This window comes from Streptomyces spinosisporus (genome assembly GCF_022698145.1).
In the GTDB taxonomy this organism is placed as follows: Bacteria; Actinomycetota; Actinomycetes; order Streptomycetales; family Streptomycetaceae; genus Streptomyces; species Streptomyces spinosisporus.
The window spans coordinates 51,710-71,368 of record NZ_JALDAX010000003.1; the positions used below are offsets into that span (position 1 = coordinate 51,710).

Below are 19,659 nucleotides of genomic sequence, written 5' to 3' on the forward strand. Positions count from 1 at the left end.
CGGTGGAGCACGCCCGCGTGGCGAACGCAGGCCGCGCGTGCTCCGGAGGTGCCGGTCGGGAGCGGATGAGAGAGGGCCCGCTCTGGGACTTCCGGCGGTCAGATCGAAGAGATGTCAGCCCTCGATGGACGCGACCTTGTGAGCAAGCGCCGACTTCTTGTTGGCGGCCTGGTTCTTGTGGATGACGCCCTTGGAGACGGCCTTGTCGAGCTGACGCGCGGCAGCGCGCTGGTACTCGACGGCCTTCTCGCGGTCACCCGCGGCAGCGGCCTCACGGGCCTTGCGGATCGCGGTCTTCAGAGAGGACTTGACGGCCTTGTTGCGCTGCCGGGCCTTCTCGTTGGTCTTGATCCGCTTGATCTGGGACTTGATGTTCGCCACTGATTGAGCCTTTTCAGGTTCAGGCACGGAACCGCACGGGATCCGCACCAGGTGATTTCTTGAGGTGTGCCTCGCGCTGAGAGGGCATGAGGCACAGCCACCCAGGCTACCAGTGGCCCGGCCGACGGCCCAAAACGGTCCCAGGTCCCCGCCCGTGGGACCATGGAGCCTACGTAACGATCCGACCCGAGGCATAAGGCGCCTCAAGAGACAGGACCCTGCGTGCCCGCGACCCCTAACAATGTGCCCGAGCCGAGCCGTACCGACCCGGCTCTGATCCGCAATTTCTGCATCATCGCGCACATCGACCACGGCAAGTCCACGCTCGCCGACCGGATGCTCCAGCTGACCGGCGTCGTCGAGCAGCGGCAGATGCGTGCCCAGTACCTCGACCGCATGGACATCGAGCGTGAGCGCGGCATCACGATCAAGTCCCAGGCGGTGCGTCTGCCCTGGGCCCCCACCGAGGGCCCGGACCAGGGCAGCACGCACATCCTCAACATGATCGACACCCCGGGGCACGTCGACTTCACCTACGAGGTCTCACGGTCGCTCGCCGCCTGCGAGGGGACCATCCTCCTCGTCGACGCCGCCCAGGGCATCGAGGCCCAGACTCTCGCCAACCTCTACCTGGCGATGGAGAACGACCTCACGATCATCCCCGTACTGAACAAGATCGACCTGCCGGCCGCACAGCCCGAGAAGTTCGCCGAGGAGCTCGCCAACCTGGTCGGCTGCGACCCCGACGACGTGCTCAGGGTCTCCGCCAAGACCGGCGTCGGCGTCGACGCACTGCTCGACAAGGTGGTCAGGGAGATCCCCGCGCCGGTCGGCGACGCGGACGCCCCGGCCCGCGCGATGATCTTCGACTCCGTCTACGACTCCTACCGCGGCGTCGTGACGTACGTCCGTGTCATCGACGGCCAGCTCAACAAGCGCGAGCGCATCAGGATGATGTCGACGAGCGCCACCCACGAGCTGCTGGAGATCGGCACCAACTCGCCCGAGATGCTCTCCGCCGACGGCCTCGGCGTCGGTGAGGTGGGCTATCTGATCACCGGTGTGAAGGACGTGCGCCAGTCCAAGGTCGGTGACACCGTCACCAGCCAGCAGAAGGGGGCCACGGAGCCGCTCGGCGGCTACAAGGACCCGAAGCCGATGGTCTTCTCCGGCCTGTATCCGCTGGACGGCTCCGACTACCCCGAGCTGCGCGAGGCCCTGGACAAGCTCCAGCTCAACGACGCCGCGCTGGTCTACGAGCCGGAGACCTCCGCGGCCCTCGGCTTCGGCTTCCGCGTCGGCTTCCTCGGCCTGCTGCACCTCGACGTGATCCGTGAGCGCCTGGAGCGCGAGTTCGGCCTCGACCTGATCGCGACCGCGCCCAACGTGGTCTACCGGGTGGTCATGGAGGACGGCAGCGAGCACACGGTCACCAACCCCAGCGAGTTCCCCGAGGGCAAGATCAACGAGGTGTACGAGCCGGTCGTGCGCGCCACGATCCTCGCGCCGTCGGAGTTCATCGGCTCGATCATGGAGCTGTGCCAGACCCGGCGCGGCACGCTGCTCGGCATGGACTACCTCTCCGAGGACCGCGTGGAGATCCGCTACACGCTGCCCCTCGCGGAGATCGTCTTCGACTTCTTCGACCAGCTGAAGTCCAAGACGCGCGGCTACGCGTCCCTGGACTACGAGCCCACCGGCGAGCAGACCTCCAGCCTGGTCAAGGTCGACATCCTGCTGCACGGCGACAAGGTGGACGCCTTCTCCGCGATCACCCACCGCGACCAGGCGTACGCGTACGGCGTGCGGCTGGTGGCCAAGCTGAAGGAGCTCATCCCGAGGCAGGCCTTCGAGGTGCCGGTCCAGGCCGCCATCGGCTCGCGCGTCATCGCCCGCGAGACCATCCGCGCCATCCGCAAGGACGTCCTGGCCAAGTGCTACGGCGGTGACATCTCCCGCAAGCGCAAGCTCCTGGAGAAGCAGAAGGAGGGCAAGAAGCGGATGAAGATGGTGGGTTCCGTGGAGGTTCCGCAGGAGGCCTTCATCGCCGTGCTCTCCAGCGATGACAGCGCGGGGTCGGGCAAGGGCAAGAAGTAACCAGCGGTAACGACTGGTTGCGCCGTCAAACCGGACACAACAGGGGCTCGTCGTACGAAACCACGGCGGGCCCCTACGCGTGCGTAGCGTTGCCCTCTGTAGAAAGCGACAGGCCGCCGCCCCTTACGCACCGGCCGGTCGGGCTCTACTCTGATCTCTGCTCCATAGTTACTCGCGAGTTAAACAACCGCCGCGAGTGAAAATCAGCCGCACTTGAGCCAGCCGCACTGCCGCGGGCCCCGGAGGATGTCGTGAGCGACACACAGACACTGATCGAGAACCGTCCGCCGAGCGTGGCGACTCTCTTCCTGGAACGCGTTGCCGCCACACCGGACGCCGAGGCCTATCGCTACCCGGTGGCCCCCGCTTCCGGTGCGGGCCCCGACGAGTGGAAGTCGCTGAGCTGGGCGCAGGCCGCCGAGCGGGTCCACTCGATCGCGGCCGGTCTGATCGAGCTGGGCGTGCAGCCCGAGCAGCGCGTCGCGCTCGCCTCCGCGACCCGGGTCGAGTGGCTGCTCGCGGACCTCGGCATCATGTGCGCCGGCGCCGCCACGACCACGGTCTACCCGCAGACCAACGCCGACGAGTCGGCGTTCATCCTCGCCGACTCCGAGAGCCGGGTGCTGATCGCGGAGGACGCGGCCCAGCTCGCCAAGGCGGTCGACCGGCGCGCCGAGCTGCCCGCCCTCACCCATGTCGTCGTGATCGACCCGGCCGGTGTCGAGACCAGCGACTGGGTGCTGACCCTGACCGAGCTGGAGGCGCGGGGCGCCGCCCGCCTGGAGAAGGACCCCGAGCTGATCCGGGAGCGGGTCGGCGCGATCACCAAGGACCAGCTCGCCACCCTCATCTACACCTCCGGCACCACCGGCCGCCCCAAGGGCGTGCGCCTGCCGCACGACAACTGGTCGTACATGGCCAAGGCGATCGCCGCGACCGGGCTGGTCGGCCCGGAGGACGTGCAGTACCTCTGGCTGCCGCTCGCGCACGTCTTCGGCAAGGTGCTCACCTCCGGCCAGATCGAGGTCGGCCACGTCACCGCCGTCGACGGCCGCGTCGACAAGATCATCGAGAATCTGCCGGTCGTGCAGCCGACGTACATGGCGGCCGTCCCGCGCATCTTCGAGAAGGTCTACAACGGGGTCGCGGCCAAGGCGAAGGCCGGCGGCGGCGCCAAGTACAAGATCTTCCAGTGGGCCGCCGAGGTCGCCCGCGAGTACGCCAAGGTCTCCCAGGACAACTTCCGGCGCACGGGCACGGCGTCCGTCCCGTTCGGGCTCGGCGCCAAGCACAAGGTCGCCGACGCGCTCGTCTTCGCCAAGATCCGCGAGGCGTTCGGCGGCAACCTGCGCGCCTGCGTCTCCGGCTCCGCCGCGCTCGCCCCGGAGATCGGCTACTTCTTCGCCGGCGCCGGCATCCACATCCTGGAGGGCTACGGCCTCACGGAGTCCTCGGCCGCCTCCTTCGTGAACCCCGGTGAGGCCTACCGCACCGGTACGGTCGGCAAGCCGCTGCCCGGCACCGAGGTGCGCATCGCCGACGACGGCGAGATCCTGCTGCGCAGCCCCGGCATCATGGAGGGCTACCACGGGCTGCCCGAGAAGACCGCCGAGGTGCTGGAGCCGGACGGCTGGTTCCACACCGGCGACATCGGCGAGCTCTCCCAGGACGGCTATCTGCGCATCACCGACCGCAAGAAGGACCTCATCAAGACCTCCGGCGGCAAGTACATCGCGCCGGCCGAGGTCGAGGGCCAGTTCAAGGCCGTGTGCCCGTACGTCTCCAACATCCTGGTGCACGGCGCCGACCGGAACTTCTGCACCGCCCTCATCGCGCTGGACGAGCCGTCCATCCTCGACTGGGCCAAGGAGAACGGGCTGGGGGGCAAGTCGTACGCCGAGGTCGTCGCCGACCCCTCGACGGTCGCCCTCATCGACGGTTATGTCACGGAGCTCAACCAGGGGCTGCAGCGCTGGCAGACCATCAAGAAGTTCCGGCTGCTGCCGCGCGACCTCGACGTGGAGCACGGCGAGATCACGCCGAGCCTGAAGCTGAAGCGTCCGGTCGTCGAGCGGGAGTACAAGCACCTGATCGACGAGATGTACGCGGGGACGCGCGAGGCGTAGCCGACGGCAGGGGTCAGTCCTGGCGGCCGCCCCTGCCCATCAGCCGCCGTAGCTCCCGGACCCGTATGCGCAACTGCTCCAGGTCCGGGGGCTCGTCCCCCTCCAGCTGCCGTTCCAGCTCGGCCAGTCGGGCGTCCACCTCCCCGTAGTCCGCGTGCTCCTGGGCCAGCAGGCGCTCCAGTTGGAGGGACTTGCGGTGCAGGTCGAGGAAGACGGTGACCTTCGCCCGGAGAACCCAGGGGTCGAAGGGCTTGGTCAGATAGTCCGCGGCCCCCGTGGCATAGCCGCGGAACGCGTAGCCTGAGTCGTCGTCCGCGCCCGTCAGGAAGATGATCGGCACGTCCTTGGTCTGGTCGAGCCGCTTGATGTTCGCGGCCGTCTCGAATCCGTCCATGCCGGGCATGCGGACGTCGAGCAGGACGAGGGCGAACTGCTGGCGCAGCAGTGCCTTCATCGCCTCCTCGCCCGAACGCGCGCGTACCAGCGGCTCGTTGAGGGACCCCAGGACGGCCTCCAGCGCGATCAGGTTGTCCTCCATGTCGTCCACGAGGAGGATGCTGGCGCGCTCGTCGGTCGTTGCCTCAGCGCTCATGGTGAATGTGCCTCATTAATCGGTCGTCGGCGGAACCGCGGCTTCCGCACCGGAGGCCGGTTCCGCTGCAACGGTGTCGGTGGTGCCCGGACCGGCGCCCTCGGGGTCCAGGAGGGCACAGACGACCGTCAGCAACAGGTCGACGTCCACCGGCTTGGGTACATAGTCGTTCGCACCCCGGGCGATGGACTTCTCGCGGTCGCCGGGCATGGCCTTCGCGGTCAGCGCGACGATCGGCAGATCGGTCCAGCGTGCGGTGCGGCGGATGGCGGAGATGGTCTCGTAGCCGTCCATCTCCGGCATCATGATGTCCATCAGGACGAGTTCGACGTCGGGATTGCGCTCCAGCGTCTCGATGCCCTCGCGTCCGTTCTCCGCGTACAGGACCGGCATGCCGACGCGGCCCAGGACATGGGTGAGGGCGAAGACGTTGCGGATGTCGTCGTCGACGATCAGCACCCGCCGCCCGGGCAGGATCTGACCGGCCCGGCCCGCCTTCCACTCCTCCAGCCTGGTCGGCGCCGGCCAGGCGTCCTCCGCGTCGTGCGACCCCGCGAACGGCTCGGACACCGGCTGCTGCGGCACCGGCAGCGGACGCTCCTCCGCGACCGGTCCGGTCGCCGCGTGACCGGGACTGACCACGGGGACGTACAGCGTGAACGTGGACCCCTTGCCGGGCTCGCTCTCGGCGACGATACGGCCGCCCAGCAGACCCGCGATCTCCCGGCTGATGGACAGACCGAGGCCCGTGCCGCCGTACTTGCGGTTGGTGGTGCCGTCGGCCTGCTGGAACGCCTCGAAGATCACCGAGAGCTTCTCGGGAGCGATGCCGATGCCGGTGTCGGAGACGGAGAAGGCGAGCACCTCCTCCCCCTCGCGGACATGCAGGTGTTCGGGGTCCTTGACCCGGCTCACCCGCAGCTCGACCCGGCCGGACGCGGTGAACTTGATCGCGTTGGACAGGAGGTTGCGCAGGATCTGCTGCAGCCGCTGCTCGTCCGAGTACATGTCCCGCGGCATGTCCTCGCCGACCGACACCTCGAAGGCGAGTCCCCGGTCGACGGTGAGCGGGCGGAAGGTGGCGTGGACGTAGTCGAGCAGCTTGATCAGCGGCAGCTTCTTCGGGCGTACGTCCATCCGGCCGGCCTCGATCTTCGACAGATCCAGGATGTCGTTGATCAGCTGGAGCAGATCCGAGCCGGAACGGTGGATGGTGGTGGCGAACTGCACCTCCTGGTCGGTGAGATGGCCGTCCGGGTTGTCGGACAGCAGACGGGCGAGGATCAGCAGGGAGTTCAGCGGTGTGCGCAGCTCGTGCGACATGTTGGCCAGGAACTCCGACTTGTACTGGGAGGAGGTCGCCAGCAGGGCCGCCTTCTCCTCCAGTTCGGCGTTGGAGCGCCGCAACTCGGCCTGCTGCTTCTGCAGTTCGTCCGAGCGCTCCTGCAGCTGCATGGCCAGCCGCTGGGACTCGCCGAGCAGGGACTCCGTACGGGAGTTGGCGATGATCGTGTTGATGGCGACGGCGATGGTGTTCACGAACTGGTCGAAGAACGCCAGATGCACATCGGAGAAGCGGGAGAAGGAGGCCAGCTCGATCACGCCGAGGAGCTTGTCCTCGAAGAGGATCGGGATGATGACGAGGCTGGTGGGTGCCGCCTCCCCGAGCCCGCTGTTGATCTTGATGTAGTCCGGCGGGGCCTCCTCCACGAGGATCCGCTTCTTCTCCCGGGCCGCCTGCTGCACCAGACCGTGCACCGGCAGTCCGCCGGTCTCCACCGTCGCGCCCTGCGCCGAGCCGTACCCGGCGATGAACGCGAGCCCCTTCGCGGGCGCGGAGGTGCGCAGCGAGGTGCTGTCCGCGCCCGGGTCGGCCAGGAAGAACGCGCCGTACTGGGCGTTCACCAGCGGGGTCAGCTCGCGCAGCAGCAGGTCGGCGACCTCCATCAGGTCGCGGTGGCCCTGCATCAGGGCGGCGAGCCGGGCCAGGTTGGACTCCAGCCAGTCCTTCGCGCGGGTCGTCTCGCGCAGGTTGGCCACCATCAGGTTGATGTTGTCCTTCAGCTCGGCGACCTCGCCGCGCGCCTCCACCGTGATCGAGCGGGACATGTCGCCCTGGGCCACGGCGGAGGCGACCTCGGCGATGGCGCGGACCTGGGTGGTCAGGTTCGACGCCAGTTCGTTCACGTTCGTCGTCAGGCGCTTCCAGGTGCCGTAGACGCCCTCGACCCGTGCCTGGCCGCCGAGTTGGCCCTCGGAACCGACCTCGCGGGCCACCCGGGTGACCTCGGAGGAGAAGGAGGAGAGGGTGTCGACCATGGTGTTGATGGCGGTCTTCAGCTCCAGGATCTCGCCGCGGGCGTCCACGTCGATCTTCTTGGACAGGTCGCCGTTGGCGACGGCCGTGGTCACCTGGGCGATGTTGCGGACCTGCGAAGTGAGGTTGTCCGCCATGTAGTTGACGTTGTCGGTCAGATCCCGCCACACCCCGGAGACGCCCAGCACCTGGGCCCGGCCGCCCAGCCGGCCGTCGGTGCCGACCTCGCGGGCGACGCGGGTGACCTCGTCGGCGAACGCGCGCAGCTGCTGCACCATCGTGTTGACGGTGTCCTTCAGTTCGAGGATCTCGCCGCGGGCGTCGACCGTGATCTTCTTGGACAGGTCGCCGTTGGCGACGGCGGTCGTCACCTGGGCGATGTTGCGGACCTGCGACGTCAGGTTCAGCGCCATGAAGTTGACGTTGTCGGTGAGGTCCTTCCAGACGCCGGAGACGCCCCGCACCTGCGCCTGGCCGCCGAGGTTGCCTTCGGTGCCGACCTCGCGGGCGACCCTCGTCACCTCGTCGGCGAAGGCGGAGAGCTGGTCGACCATGGTGTTGATGGTGGACTTCAGCTCCAGGATCTCGCCCTTCGCCTCGACCGTGATCTTCTTGCCGAGGTCGCCCTGTGCCACGGCGGTGGAGACCAGCGCGATGTTGCGGACCTGCGAAGTGAGGTTGTCCGCCATGAAGTTGACGTTGTCGGTGAGGTCCTTCCAGACGCCGGAGACGCCTCGTACCTGGGCCCGCCCGCCGAGGTTGCCCTCGGTGCCGACCTCGCGGGCGACCCTCGTCACCTCGTCGGCGAAGGCGGAGAGCTGGTCCACCATCGTGTTGATCGTCGACTTCAGCTCCAGGATCTCGCCCTGGGCGTCGACGGTGATCTTCTGGCTCAGGTCGCCGTTGGCGACGGCCGTCGTCACCTGGGCGATGTTGCGGACCTGCGACGTGAGGTTCGAGGCCATGAAGTTGACGTTGTCGGTGAGGTCCTTCCACACCCCGGACACACCCCGCACCTGCGCCCGCCCGCCCAACTGGCCCTCGGTGCCGACCTCGCGGGCGACGCGGGTGACCTCGTCGGCGAAGGCGGACAGCTGGTCCACCATCGTGTTCACGGTCAGCTTCAGTTCGAGCAGCTCGCCGGTCGCCTCGACCGTGACCGTACGGGTCAGGTCGCCGCGCGCCACCGCCGTCGTGACCAGGGCGATGTCCCGCACCTGGGCGGTCAGCCGGGACGCCATCGTGTTGACGGCCTCGGTGACGGCCCGCCAACTACCCGAAAGACCGGTCACCTTGGCCCTGCCGCCGAGCCGCCCCTCGGTGCCCACCTCCCGCGCGACCCGGGTCACCTCGCCGGTGAACAGCGACAGCTGGTCGACCATCTTGTTCACCGCCCGGCCCAGCCGCCGCAGATCGCCCCTCAACTGGCGGCTGCCGTCGTGCAGATCGACCCGCTGGGTCAGATCGCCGCCCGCCACCGCGTCCAGCACCCGGGTCGCATTGGCCGCCGGCGCCACCAGGGCGTCCAGGATCTGGTTCACATCGTTGACCCGGGACGTCCAGGCGCCCTGTCCCGGGCTGGCCGAGACCCGCTCGTCGAGCCGCCCGTGGCGCACCAACTCCCGCTTCACACGCTGCACTTCCCCGTTGAAGTGCACACTGCGGTCCACGATCTGATTGAAAGCAGCGGTCAGTTCGGCCACGATCCCGTGGCTCGTCTCGGGCACCTTCTTGAAGTCGCCGTCCCGGGCCGCTTTCATCGCGGCGAGCAGCGTGCGCAGCTCCGATGCTCGGATTTGTTCCACTTTTTGTCCGTCTTCGAGCGCGCGTGTAGCACTGTTCTCACTCATGGCGGCCCACTTCGGTAACTCGATGCTTATGGGCGTGGCCAGTCTGTCACTCTGTCGGCATCGGCTGAGGCGTATTCGTACGAACCGCTCGGGGAGCTGTCCATGGGGGCCATTCCGACGCAACGGGATACCGCTTCCTGTGCCTGCGGGGCGCCTGCGCCTGAGCAGACGACCGCGCACGGGAGCGCGAACTCCCGCGCGCAGAAGCGCACCACGCTCTCCGGAAGCTCCCTCGCACCCGGTTCCGCCCGCGCACTCGTACGGTCCACGGTCGCCGACTGGATCGACGCCGGCCTCCCCGGCACCGAGCACCTCACCGACCGCGTCGCCGACGACGCCGTACTCGTCGTGAGCGAACTCGTCACCAACGCCGTCGTGCACGCGGGCACCGACGTCGACGTGGAGTGCCGGCTGGAGGAGACCGCCGGCGAACTGGTCGTCGAGGTCTCCGACCACCACCCCTCCCGCGCACCCCACGACTCCCGCGCCGAGATCTCGTACGACACACCGGAGCACGGCCGCGGGCTGCGCCTGGTCTCCACTCTCGCCGACTCCTGGGGCGTCACCTTCCGCAGAGGCACCAAGACGGTGTGGGCGCGGCTGTCCGCCGAGCGGCACAGGACCGGCAGCGACCAGGACCTGTACGCCGGCCGGCTCGCCCTGGAACGCGGGCTGCGCGCCGCGGAGATCCTCGCCCCCGACCCGCAGCGCGCCGAACGCGACCGGGACTGGCTGCAGCGCGGTGCGCTGTCCTTCCTCGCCGAGGCCTCCGACCTGCTCGCCGGACAGCTCGACGAGAACCTGGTCGCCGCGCTCGCCGGACAGCTGATCGTGCCGCGGCTCGCCGACTGGTGCGCGGTGTGGCTGGAGGACGAGGCCATGGGCCGCGGCTGGACCGACGGCACCGCGGGAGCCGGGCCCCGGCTCGCCCGCGTCTGGCACGGCAGCGAGAACCGTATGGAGGAACTGCGCCAGGCGCTGGAGAAGGACCCACCGCACCCGTCCGACCCGTTACGGTCCGGCCCCGTGCCGCACCCCTGGCCGGGCGAGGCGCTCGGCGTGCGCGACGAGCACGGCACCGCGCTCTCCTACCGGCTGATCGCGGGCGGCCGCCCGCTCGGCACCCTCGTCATCGGGCGGGCCGGACTGCTGCGCTTCCCCGACGAGGTCACCGGGCTGATCGAGGACCTCAGCCGCCGGGTGGCGCTCGCCATCGGCGCGGCCCGCCAGTACGCCCGCCAGGCCACCATCAGCCAGGTCCTGCAGCGCGGACTGCTGCCCGCCGCCGTCGCCGAGATCCCCGGAGTGCGCAGCGCCCTCGTCTACGAACCGTGCGACAAGGGCGGCCCCAGCGGCGACTTCTACGACCTCTTCCCGGCCGGCGACGGCCGCTGGTGCTTCGCCGTCGGCGACGTCCAGGGCAAGGGCCCCGAGGCCGCCGTGGTGATCGGCCTGGCCCGCCCCTGGCTGCGCCTCCTCGCGCGTGAGGGCTACCGCGTCGCCGACGTCCTGGACCGCCTCAACCGCCTCCTCCTCGACGACGCCACCGAGGCCGCCGACGCCGCGGCCCGCGCCCTGGTACGGCAGCCCACCCCCGGCGACGGCCCGCAGACCCGGTTCCTCTCCCTCCTCTACGGCGAGCTGGCCCCCTTCGACGGTGGCGTCCGCTGCACCCTCGCCTCCGCGGGCCATCCGCTCCCGCTGCTGCTCGGCCCCGACGGCGGGGTCCGCACGGCAGCGCGCCCGCAGACCCTGCTCGGGGTGATCGAGGACGAGACGTACACCAGCGAGACCTTCGAGCTGGGCCCCGGGGACAGCCTGCTGTGCGTCACGGACGGGGTGACGGAGCGCCGCTCCGGCTCGCGCATGTTCGACGACGCCGACGGGCTCGCGGAGGTCCTCGCCGGGTGCGCGGGACTGAGCGCCGAACTGATCGCGGAGCGCATCCGCAGGCTGGTGCACGAGTTCGGCGGGCGGCCGCCGGAGGACGACCTGGCGCTGCTGGTGCTGCAGGCGGAGTAGGGCTTCGCGCGCGTGCTGGACAATGGAAGGCATGCCTTCCGCACTCCCCGACGGCGAGCCGGTCCCCGCCGACGGCGCCCTGCCCGCGTCCGCGCTCACCGCCGCAGCCGACCGCCCCCTCGGCTTCTATCTGCACGTCCCGTACTGCGCGACCCGCTGCGGCTACTGCGACTTCAACACCTACACCGCCACCGAGCTGCGCGGCACCGGCGGCGTCCTCGCCTCCCGCGACAACTACGCGGACACCCTGACCGACGAGATCCGCCTGGCCCGCAAGGTCCTGGGCGACGATCCGCGCTCGGTCCGCACGGTCTTCGTGGGCGGCGGCACGCCCACGCTGCTGGCCGCGGACGATCTCGTACGGATGCTGGGCGCGATCCGCGACGAGTTCGGCCTCGCACCGGACGCGGAGGTCACGACGGAGGCGAACCCGGAGTCGGTGGACCCCGCGTATCTCGCCGCGCTGAGGGAGGGCGGCTTCAACCGCGTCTCCTTCGGCATGCAGAGCGCCAAGCAGCACGTGCTGAAGGTCCTGGACCGCACGCACACCCCGGGCCGCCCCGAGGCGTGCGTGGCGGAGGCCCGCGCGGCGGGCTTCGAGCACGTCAACCTGGATCTGATCTACGGCACACCGGGAGAGACGGACGACGACTGGCGGGCCTCCCTGGACGCGGCGATCGGCGCCGGACCCGACCACATCTCGGCCTACGCCCTGATCGTCGAGGAGGGCACCCAGCTCGCCCGCCGCATCCGCCGGGGCGAGATCCCGATGACGGACGACGACGAGCACGCGGACCGCTACCTCATCGCGGACGAAATCATGTCGAAGGCCGGCTTCGACTGGTACGAGGTCTCCAACTGGGCCACCTCCGAGGCGGCCCGCTGCCTGCACAACGAGCTGTACTGGCGCGGCGCCGACTGGTGGGGCGCGGGCCCCGGCGCACACTCCCACGTCGGCGGGGTGCGCTGGTGGAACGTGAAGCACCCGGGCGCGTACGCGGCGGCGCTGGCGCAGGGGCGGTCACCGGGCGCCGGGCGCGAACTCCTCTCCGAGGAGGACCGCCGAGTGGAACGCATCCTGCTGGAGCTGCGGCTGCGGGACGGCGTACCGCTGGCGCTGCTTCGGGAGGCGGGCCTGGCGGCGTCGCGGCGAGCGCTGGGGGAGGGACTCCTGGAAACCGGCCCGTACGAGGCCGGGAGGGCCGTGCTGACACTGCGGGGGCGGTTGCTGGCGGATGCGGTGGTGCGGGATCTGGTGGACTGATCACTCCGGCGAGTGAATCGGTGCGGAGCGCCGGTTCGATCCCTAACCTGGTTCGTAGGCTGCCGCTGACAGTATGCGGCGAATGTGGAGGCCACGGAGATGACCGCTGTGGACGAACGTGGAGTCGCAGAGTTCTTCGAGGGGTTCGAGCCACCCGACGGACTCAAGGTGGAGCTTCTGCGGGGGGAAATCGTGATGATGGCCAGCCCGGATCTGTTGCACAACCTCAACGTGTTGCTCACGGAGAGGCAGATCCCACTGGATCGCTGGTATCCCCTTCAAACCCAGGACATCGACATCGTGGACGAGGCCAGTGAGCCCGTACCGGACCTTGTGGTCGTGGCGCGCGATGCCCTGCCCGCCTCGGGCCGCCTTATGCCGTGCAGCCTGATCACGATGGTTGTCGAGGTCGTCTCCAAGACCAGCGTCCAGCGGGACTATGACGTCAAGCGGTCGATCTATGCAGCCGGCAACGTGCCCGCCTACCTCATCGTGGATCCGATCATGGCGCAGTGCGTCCTGCTGACGAGGCCCAAGGGAGAGGGAGAGCACGCCGACTACCAGCGGCAGCAGATCACCAAGTTCGGAGCGCCGCTGCCGCTGGAGGAACTGGGACTCGAACTGGACACCAGCCAGTTTGGAACGTTCCCCAACGCTAGGCCCCACCGCTACCCGTGACGAAGTCGATCAGTTCCTCCACCCGCCCCAGCAGCTCAGGCTCCAGGTCCTTGTAGGACCCCACCCGCTGCAGGATCGCCTGCCACACCGCCCCGGTGTTCTCCGGCGGCCACCCCAGCGCCCGGCACACCCCCGTCTTCCAGTCCTGCCCGTGCGGGACGCGCGGCCAGGAGTCGATGCCGAGGGACGTCGGCTTCACGGCCTCCCAGATGTCGATGTACGGGTGCCCGACCACGAGGGCGTGCTCGCTCGTCACCGACTCCGCGATGCGCCACTCCTTCGAGCCCGGCACCAGATGGTCCACCAGCACCCCCAGCCGCGCGTCCGGACCCGGCGCGAACTCCGCCACGATCGCCGGCAGGTCGTCCACGCCGCCCAGGTACTCCACGACCACACCCTCGATGCGCAGGTCGTCGCCCCACACCTTCTCGACGAGTTCGGCGTCGTGGCGCCCCTCGACGTAGATGCGCCCGGCGCGGGCCACGCGCGCCCGCGCGCCCGGGACAGCCACCGAACCGGACGCCGTACGGGAGGGACGTACAGGAGCGGACGACGACGGCCGTACGAGCGTCACCACCCGGCCCTCCAGCAGGAACCCCCGCGGCTCCAGCGGGAACACCCGGTGCTTGCCGAACCGGTCCTCCAGGGTCACCGTGCCCGCCTCGCAGCGGATCACCGCCCCGCAGAAACCGGTGCCGGGCTCCTCCACCACCAGCCCGGGCTCGGCCGCGACCTCCGGGGCGGGCTTGGACTTCTTCCACGGCGGGGTCAGATCGGCGGAGTACTGGCGCATTCGGATGACGATAGGAGAAGGGGACGGGCCATGGTCACGACACGCCGAAACGGGCCGCCAGCTCGTCCCGCTGAGCCCGTACGAAGGCCGCGTCCACCACCGCTCCGTGACCGGGCACGTACAGCGCGTCGTCCCCGCCCAGATCGAGCAGCCGGTCCAGGGCGGCGGGCCAGTGCGACGGTACGGCGTCGGGGCCCGCCTGGGGCTCGCCCGACTCCTCGACCAGGTCGCCGCAGAAGACCACCTCGGGCGGGCCCGGCACCAGCACCACCAGGTCGTGGGCGGTGTGCCCGGGCCCCACGTTCGCCAGCAGGACCTGCCGCCCGCCGCCCAGGTCGAGGGTCCACTCGCCGGAGACGAGATGCCGGGGCGCGACGAGGGCGTCCACGGCCTCCTCCGCCGCGCGCGCCGGCAATCCGTTGCCCACCGCGTCCGCCCGCAGCTCCTCGCGCGCGTGCCGGGCCCCGAACACCGCGTCCAGGCCCACCGCCCCGTACACCTCCGCGCCCGCGAACGCCGCCGCCCCGAGGACATGGTCGAAGTGGGGATGCGTGAGCGCGAGATGAGTCACACGGTGACCGGCCAGCTCCTGCGCCTCGGTGCGCAACCGCGCGCCCTCCGCGAGGCTCGACCCCGCGTCGACCACGAGCGCGGTGTCCTCGCCCACGACCAGCCCCGCCGTGCAGTCCCACCCGGGAAGCCGCAGGCGACCCACCGAGGCCGACACCCGCTCCCACCCGAGGTCTTCCCAAGTCACCGTCATACGGCGACGCTAGCGGTACGAGCCGCTCCGTCAGGGACTGCCTTGCCCGGGGCGTACCCCACCGCCGTACACTGGGCCGGGGAACTCTGGCACTCGGACGGACAGAGTGCCAGGCCGAGCGCCAGGGGACGACTTCGGGAGGTGTGTGCGCGAGATGCTGAGTGAACGACGGCTCCAAGTGCTGCGCGCCATCGTCCAGGACTATGTCGGCACCGAGGAGCCGGTGGGCTCCAAGGCCCTGACCGAGCGGCACAGCCTCGGCGTCTCCCCGGCCACCGTGCGCAACGACATGGCGGCCCTGGAGGACGAGGGCTTCATCGCCCAGCCCCACACCAGCGCCGGCCGCATCCCGACCGACAAGGGCTACCGGCTCTTCGTCGACAAGCTCGCCGGCGTCAAGCCGATGTCCGCGCCCGAGCGGCGCGCCATCCAGAACTTCCTCGACGGCGCCGTCGACCTCGACGACGTCGTGGCCCGCACCGTGCGGCTGCTCGCGCAGCTCACCCGCCAGGTCGCGGTCGTGCAGTACCCCTCGCTGACCCGCTCGACGGTGCGGCACGTGGAGCTGCTGTCGCTCGCCCCCGCGCGCGTGATGCTCGTGCTGATCACCGACACCGGGCGGGTCGAGCAGCGCATGGTGGACTGCCCGGCGCCGTTCGGCGAGGCCTCGCTCGCCGATCTGCGGGCGCGGCTCAACAGCCGCGTCACGGGCCGCCGGTTCGCCGACGTGCCCCGGCTGGTGGAGGACCTGCCCGAGGCCTTCGACGTCGAGGACCGGGGCACCGTCTCGACGGTCCTGTCCACCCTCCTCGAAACCCTCGTCGAGGAGAACGAGGAGCGGCTGATGATCGGCGGCACCGCCAATCTGACCCGCTTCGGACATGACTTCCCCCTCACCATCCGCCCGGTGCTGGAGGCCCTGGAGGAGCAGGTCGTGCTCCTCAAGTTGCTTGGTGAGGCGGGGGATTCGGGCATGACGGTGCGCATCGGGCACGAGAACGCCTATGAGGGACTCAACTCCACTTCTGTGGTGTCGGTGGGCTACGGTTCGGGCGGCGAGGCAGTCGCCAAGCTCGGCGTGGTCGGACCGACCCGCATGGACTACCCGGGAACGATGGGAGCGGTACGCGCAGTGGCACGGTACGTCGGACAGATCCTGGCGGAGTCGTAAGTGGCCACCGACTATTACGCCGTACTCGGCGTGCGCCGCGACGCGTCGCAGGAAGAGATCAAGAAGGCCTTCCGGCGGCTCGCGCGCGAGCTGCATCCGGACGTCAACCCCGATCCGAAGACCCAGGAGCGGTTCAAGGAGATCAACGCCGCCTACGAGGTGCTCTCCGACCCGCAGAAGAAGCAGGTCTACGACCTCGGCGGCGACCCGCTCTCGCAGTCGGGCGGCGGTGGCGCGGGCGGCTTCGGGGCCGGCGGCTTCGGGAACTTCTCGGACATCATGGACGCGTTCTTCGGTACGGCGTCGCAGCGCGGCCCGCGCTCGCGCACCCGCCGCGGCCAGGACGCCATGATCCGGCTGGAGATCGAGCTCGACGAGGCCGCCTTCGGCACGACCAAGGACATCCAGGTCGACACGGCGATCGTCTGCTCCACCTGCAACGGCGAGGGCGCGGCACCCGGCACCACCGCCCAGACCTGCGACATGTGCCGCGGCCGCGGTGAGGTCTCGCAGGTCACCCGGTCCTTCCTGGGCCAGGTCATGACCTCGCGGCCCTGCCCGCAGTGCCAGGGCTTCGGCACCGTGGTGCCCAGCCCCTGCCCGGAGTGCGCGGGCGACGGCCGGGTCCGCTCCCGCCGCACCCTCACGGTCAAGATCCCGGCCGGTGTGGACAACGGCACCCGGATCCAGCTCGCGGGCGAGGGCGAGGTCGGCCCCGGCGGCGGCCCCGCCGGCGACCTCTACGTCGAGATCCACGAGCTGCCGCACTCCACCTTCCAGCGGCGCGGCGACGACCTGCACTGCACGGTCACCATCCCGATGACCGCGGCGGCCCTCGGCACCAAGGTCCCGCTGGAGACGCTGGACGGCATGGAGGAGGTCGACATCCGGCCCGGCACCCAGTCCGGCCAGTCGATCCCGCTGCACGGCCGGGGCGTCACGCACCTGCGCGGCGGCGGCCGGGGCGACCTCGTCGTCCACGTCGAGGTCCAGACCCCGACCAAGCTCGACCCCGAACAGGAACGCCTCCTGCGCGAACTGTCCAAACTGCGCGGAGAGGAGCGCCCACAGGGGCAGTTCCAGCCCGGGCAGCAAGGGTTGTTCTCGCGTCTGAAGGACGCCTTCAACGGGCGTTGACGTGGGCGGCCGGGGTCCGGGGGTTGTCCCCCGGATGGGCACAGTCAGCCCGGGCAGCAGGGGTTGTTCTCGCGCCTGAAGGACGCGTTCAACGGGCGCTGACCGCAGCCGTTCCCGTATCGGCCGACGGGGGTCGTTCCTGTGGCGTATGCCACGGCGCGACCCGATTCGGACTTGTTCGGAGGACGTGACAACATGCCGTCATGTCCTCCGCGCTGACCGATCTTTTCCCGCATCCGATCGTGCAGGCCCCGATGGCGGGCGGCATTTCCGTGCCGCATCTCGCACAGGCCGTGTCCGAGGCCGGCGGGCTGGGGTTCTTGGCTGCCGGGTACAAGACGGCCGACGGCATGTACCAGGAGATCAAGCAGCTCAGGGGACTGAGCAACCGCCCGTTCGGCGTGAACCTCTTCGTGCCGCAGCCCGAGTACGCCGACCCCGGCGCCGTGGAGATCTACGCCCACCAACTCGCGGGCGAGGCCGCCTGGTACGAGACCGAGCTCGGCGACCCGGACAGCGGCCGCGACGACGGCTTCGACGTAAAGCTCGCGGTGCTGCTCGACAACCCCGTGCCGGTGGTCTCCTTCCACTTCGGCGTGCCCAGCCGCGAGGTGATCGACTCCCTGCACCGCGTGGGGACCTTCACCCTGGCCGCCGCGACGACCGCGGAGGAGGCCCTCGCCGTGGAGCGGGCGGGCGCCGACGGAGTGATCGCCCAGGGTGTGGAGGCCGGCGGTCACCAGGGCACGCACCGCGACGTCCCGGAGCGGGGCGGCGCGGGCATCGGCCTGCTCTCCCTGGTCGCCCAGGTCCGCGAGACCGTGAGCATCCCGATCATCGCCGCCGGCGGCATCATGCGCGGCGGGCAGATCGCCGCGGTGCTGGCGGCGGGCGCGAGCGCGGCCCAGCTCGGCACCGCCTTCCTCGTCACGCCGGAGTCCGGCGCCAGTGCCGTCCACAAACAGGCCCTGACCAACCCGCTGTTCGCCCGCACGGAGCTGACCCGCGCGTTCACCGGACGCCCGGCTCGCGGCCTGGTCAACCGCTTCCTGCGCGAGCACGGCCCCTACGCCCCCGCCGCCTACCCCGAGGTCCACCACCTCACCGCGCCCCTGCGCAAGAAGGCCGCCGCGTCCGGTGACGCGCAGGGCATGGCGTTGTGGGCGGGACAGGGCCACCGCATGGCGCGCGAACTCCCGGCCGGGCAGCTGGTGGAGGTCCTGGCCGCCGAACTCGACGCGGCCAGGACAGCGTTGTCGGCCAAGGGGGACCTGCGATGACCGCCCCGGTGTTCGTCGTCGACTCCCTGGCGGACGCGGCCGCGGGGGCGACCGTCGAACTGGACGGACCCGAGGGACGGCACGCGGTCTCCGTGCGGCGGCTGCAGCCCGGTGAGGACGTGGTGCTGACCGACGGCCGGGGCCGCGGCGCCGCCGGGGCGGTCGTGCGTACGGAGGGCAAGGACCGGCTGTTCGTCGAGGCCTCCGCGCTCCTGTCCGAGCCCGAACCGGCCCCCCGCATCACCGTCGTCCAGGCCCTCCCCAAGGGGGACCGCGGCGAGCTGGCTGTGGAGACGATGACCGAGACCGGCGTGGACGCGATCGTCCCCTGGTCGGCGGCCCGCTGCATCACCCAGTGGAAGGGCGAGCGGGGCCTGAAGGCACTCACCAAGTGGCGTGCCACGGCCCGGGAGGCCGGCAAGCAGTCCCGCCGGCTGCGCTTCCCCGAGGTCGCGGACGCGGCAACGACCAAACAGGTTGCCGCACTTCTGGCCAAAGCCGACCTCGCCGCCGTCCTGCACGAGGACCGCGACTACCCGAGCGAGCCGCTCGCGAGCGCCGAACTGCCCGCCACGGGCGAGATCGTGCTGGTCGTGGGCCCCGAAGGGGGCGTCACGGAACAGGAGTTGCAGCTCTTCGCCGAGGCGGGTGCGAAGGCCTGCCGGCTCGGGCGTAGCGTGCTGCGTACATCGACCGCGGGGACCGCGGCCACCGCCCTGCTCCTCGGCCGCACCGGCCGCTGGTCCTGAACGCCCCAGGGGGAACACACGTGGAACTCGCCCAGGTCCGACTGCTCGTCAGCGACTTCCCGGCCTGCTACCGCTTCTACGCCGAAGTCCTCGGCCTCAAGCCGCAGTCGGGCGCGACCGAGGGCCCGTACGAGAAGTTCAGCCCGGCCACCGGCTCGGCGGGCATCGCCCTGCAGGACCGCTCGATGATGGCCGAGGTCCTGAACGAACTGGGCGGCACCGCGACCGGCCACCGCTCCCTCGTGGTGCTGCGCGTCGACGACCTCGACACCTACTGCGAGCAGATCGCCGCCCGTGGCGCCGAACTCGTGCACGGCCCGGCGCCCATGACCGACCGTATGCGGGTGGCCCACCTCAAGGATCCCGAGGGCAATGTGGTGGAGCTTCAGGAGTGGCTGCTGCTGCGCAACTGAGCCCGGCGCGTTCGTGACCGTATGCG

15 protein-coding genes are annotated in these 19,659 nt (G+C 70.3%); 10 read left to right on the top strand and 5 right to left on the bottom strand.

The features are described 5' to 3' along the window. Nucleotides 1–114 precede the first annotated feature (114 nt). Nucleotides 115–381 carry a 30S ribosomal protein S20 gene (gene rpsT, locus MQN93_RS08475; RefSeq protein ID WP_016435293.1) on the bottom strand — a complete coding sequence of 89 codons (267 nt, stop codon included), beginning with the start codon at nucleotides 379–381 and terminating at the stop codon, nucleotides 115–117. Between the two features lie 222 nt (nucleotides 382–603). Here rpsT and lepA point away from each other — a divergent pair, with 222 nt between their 5' ends. Together lepA and MQN93_RS08485 are read left to right on the top strand one after the other, a co-directional pair. Beyond that, complete coding sequence (lepA, locus tag MQN93_RS08480) at nucleotides 604–2,478, top strand: translation elongation factor 4 (protein WP_016435294.1); 1,875 nt, start codon at nucleotides 604–606, stop codon at nucleotides 2,476–2,478. Between the two features lie 251 nt (nucleotides 2,479–2,729). Beyond that, on the top strand, nucleotides 2,730–4,604 hold the full coding sequence (locus tag MQN93_RS08485) for an AMP-dependent synthetase/ligase (RefSeq protein ID WP_016435295.1): 1,875 nt from the start codon (nucleotides 2,730–2,732) through the stop codon (nucleotides 4,602–4,604). Nucleotides 4,605–4,617: 13 nt separating this feature from the next. Here MQN93_RS08485 and MQN93_RS08490 read toward each other — a convergent pair whose 3' ends face one another. Together MQN93_RS08490 and MQN93_RS08495 are read right to left on the bottom strand one after the other, a co-directional pair. Next, a complete protein-coding gene (locus tag MQN93_RS08490; protein ID WP_016435296.1) occupies nucleotides 4,618–5,196 on the bottom strand; it encodes a response regulator in 579 nt (192 codons plus the stop codon). Nucleotides 5,197–5,211: 15 nt separating this feature from the next. Further along, a complete protein-coding gene (locus MQN93_RS08495) occupies nucleotides 5,212–9,363 on the bottom strand; it encodes a HAMP domain-containing protein (RefSeq protein ID WP_372504318.1) in 4,152 nt (1,383 codons plus the stop codon). Nucleotides 9,364–9,465: 102 nt separating this feature from the next. Here MQN93_RS08495 and MQN93_RS08500 point away from each other — a divergent pair, with 102 nt between their 5' ends. The 3 genes from MQN93_RS08500 to MQN93_RS08510 all read left to right on the top strand — a co-directional run bounded on the left by MQN93_RS08500 (nucleotide 9,466) and on the right by MQN93_RS08510 (nucleotide 13,327). Further along, nucleotides 9,466–11,385, top strand: coding sequence for an ATP-binding SpoIIE family protein phosphatase (locus MQN93_RS08500; protein WP_242708977.1), 1,920 nt, complete (start codon nucleotides 9,466–9,468; stop codon nucleotides 11,383–11,385). Nucleotides 11,386–11,416: 31 nt separating this feature from the next. After that, nucleotides 11,417–12,649 (top strand): radical SAM family heme chaperone HemW, encoded by a 1,233-nt coding sequence (hemW, locus tag MQN93_RS08505; protein WP_242708978.1) that lies wholly within the window; start codon nucleotides 11,417–11,419, stop codon nucleotides 12,647–12,649. A gap of 99 nt (nucleotides 12,650–12,748) precedes the next feature. Continuing rightward, a complete protein-coding gene (locus tag MQN93_RS08510; RefSeq protein WP_016435301.1) occupies nucleotides 12,749–13,327 on the top strand; it encodes a Uma2 family endonuclease in 579 nt (192 codons plus the stop codon). Here the strand turns inward: MQN93_RS08510 and MQN93_RS08515 are convergent. Beyond that, on the bottom strand, nucleotides 13,305–14,120 hold the full coding sequence (locus MQN93_RS08515) for a DUF3097 domain-containing protein (protein WP_242708979.1): 816 nt from the start codon (nucleotides 14,118–14,120) through the stop codon (nucleotides 13,305–13,307). The genes MQN93_RS08510 and MQN93_RS08515 overlap by 23 nt on opposite strands. 34 nt (nucleotides 14,121–14,154) lie before the next feature. Continuing rightward, nucleotides 14,155–14,883 (bottom strand): MBL fold metallo-hydrolase, encoded by a 729-nt coding sequence (locus tag MQN93_RS08520; RefSeq protein ID WP_242708980.1) that lies wholly within the window; start codon nucleotides 14,881–14,883, stop codon nucleotides 14,155–14,157. Nucleotides 14,884–15,037: 154 nt separating this feature from the next. Here MQN93_RS08520 and hrcA point away from each other — a divergent pair, with 154 nt between their 5' ends. The 5 genes from hrcA to MQN93_RS08545 all read left to right on the top strand — a co-directional run bounded on the left by hrcA (nucleotide 15,038) and on the right by MQN93_RS08545 (nucleotide 19,633). Beyond that, nucleotides 15,038–16,054 carry a heat-inducible transcriptional repressor HrcA gene (gene hrcA / locus MQN93_RS08525; RefSeq protein ID WP_242708981.1) on the top strand — a complete coding sequence of 339 codons (1,017 nt, stop codon included), beginning with the start codon at nucleotides 15,038–15,040 and terminating at the stop codon, nucleotides 16,052–16,054. After that, nucleotides 16,055–17,191, top strand: a complete 1,137-nt coding sequence (gene dnaJ, locus MQN93_RS08530; protein ID WP_016435305.1) for a molecular chaperone DnaJ — start codon at nucleotides 16,055–16,057, stop codon at nucleotides 17,189–17,191. 203 nt (nucleotides 17,192–17,394) lie between these two features. Beyond that, entirely contained in the window at nucleotides 17,395–18,471 is a 1,077-nt protein-coding gene (locus tag MQN93_RS08535) for a nitronate monooxygenase (protein ID WP_016435306.1), read from the top strand. Next, entirely contained in the window at nucleotides 18,468–19,220 is a 753-nt protein-coding gene (locus MQN93_RS08540) for a 16S rRNA (uracil(1498)-N(3))-methyltransferase (RefSeq protein ID WP_242708982.1), read from the top strand. Before MQN93_RS08535 ends, MQN93_RS08540 begins: the two co-directional genes overlap by 4 nt. A 20-nt stretch (nucleotides 19,221–19,240) precedes the next feature. After that, nucleotides 19,241–19,633, top strand: a complete 393-nt coding sequence (locus tag MQN93_RS08545; RefSeq protein ID WP_016435308.1) for a VOC family protein — start codon at nucleotides 19,241–19,243, stop codon at nucleotides 19,631–19,633. Nucleotides 19,634–19,659: the final 26 nt, after the last annotated feature.

What these genes read in the sequence shown, in the direction of transcription:
- MQN93_RS08490 (WP_016435296.1), bottom strand. Translation starts at nt 5,196, where the DNA reads ATGAGCGCTGAGGCAACGACCGACGAGCGCGCCAGCATCCTCCTCGTG.
- MQN93_RS08495 (WP_372504318.1), bottom strand. Translation starts at nt 9,363, where the DNA reads ATGAGTGAGAACAGTGCTACACGCGCGCTCGAAGACGGACAAAAAGTG.
- MQN93_RS08540 (WP_242708982.1), top strand. Translation starts at nt 18,468, where the DNA reads ATGACCGCCCCGGTGTTCGTCGTCGACTCCCTGGCGGACGCGGCCGCG.
- MQN93_RS08500 (WP_242708977.1), top strand. Translation starts at nt 9,466, where the DNA reads ATGGGGGCCATTCCGACGCAACGGGATACCGCTTCCTGTGCCTGCGGG.
- MQN93_RS08535 (WP_016435306.1), top strand. Translation starts at nt 17,395, where the DNA reads ATGTCCTCCGCGCTGACCGATCTTTTCCCGCATCCGATCGTGCAGGCC.
- hemW (WP_242708978.1), top strand. Translation starts at nt 11,417, where the DNA reads ATGCCTTCCGCACTCCCCGACGGCGAGCCGGTCCCCGCCGACGGCGCC.
- MQN93_RS08520 (WP_242708980.1), bottom strand. Translation starts at nt 14,883, where the DNA reads ATGACGGTGACTTGGGAAGACCTCGGGTGGGAGCGGGTGTCGGCCTCG.
- MQN93_RS08510 (WP_016435301.1), top strand. Translation starts at nt 12,749, where the DNA reads ATGACCGCTGTGGACGAACGTGGAGTCGCAGAGTTCTTCGAGGGGTTC.
- hrcA (WP_242708981.1), top strand. Translation starts at nt 15,038, where the DNA reads ATGCTGAGTGAACGACGGCTCCAAGTGCTGCGCGCCATCGTCCAGGAC.
- MQN93_RS08515 (WP_242708979.1), bottom strand. Translation starts at nt 14,120, where the DNA reads ATGCGCCAGTACTCCGCCGATCTGACCCCGCCGTGGAAGAAGTCCAAG.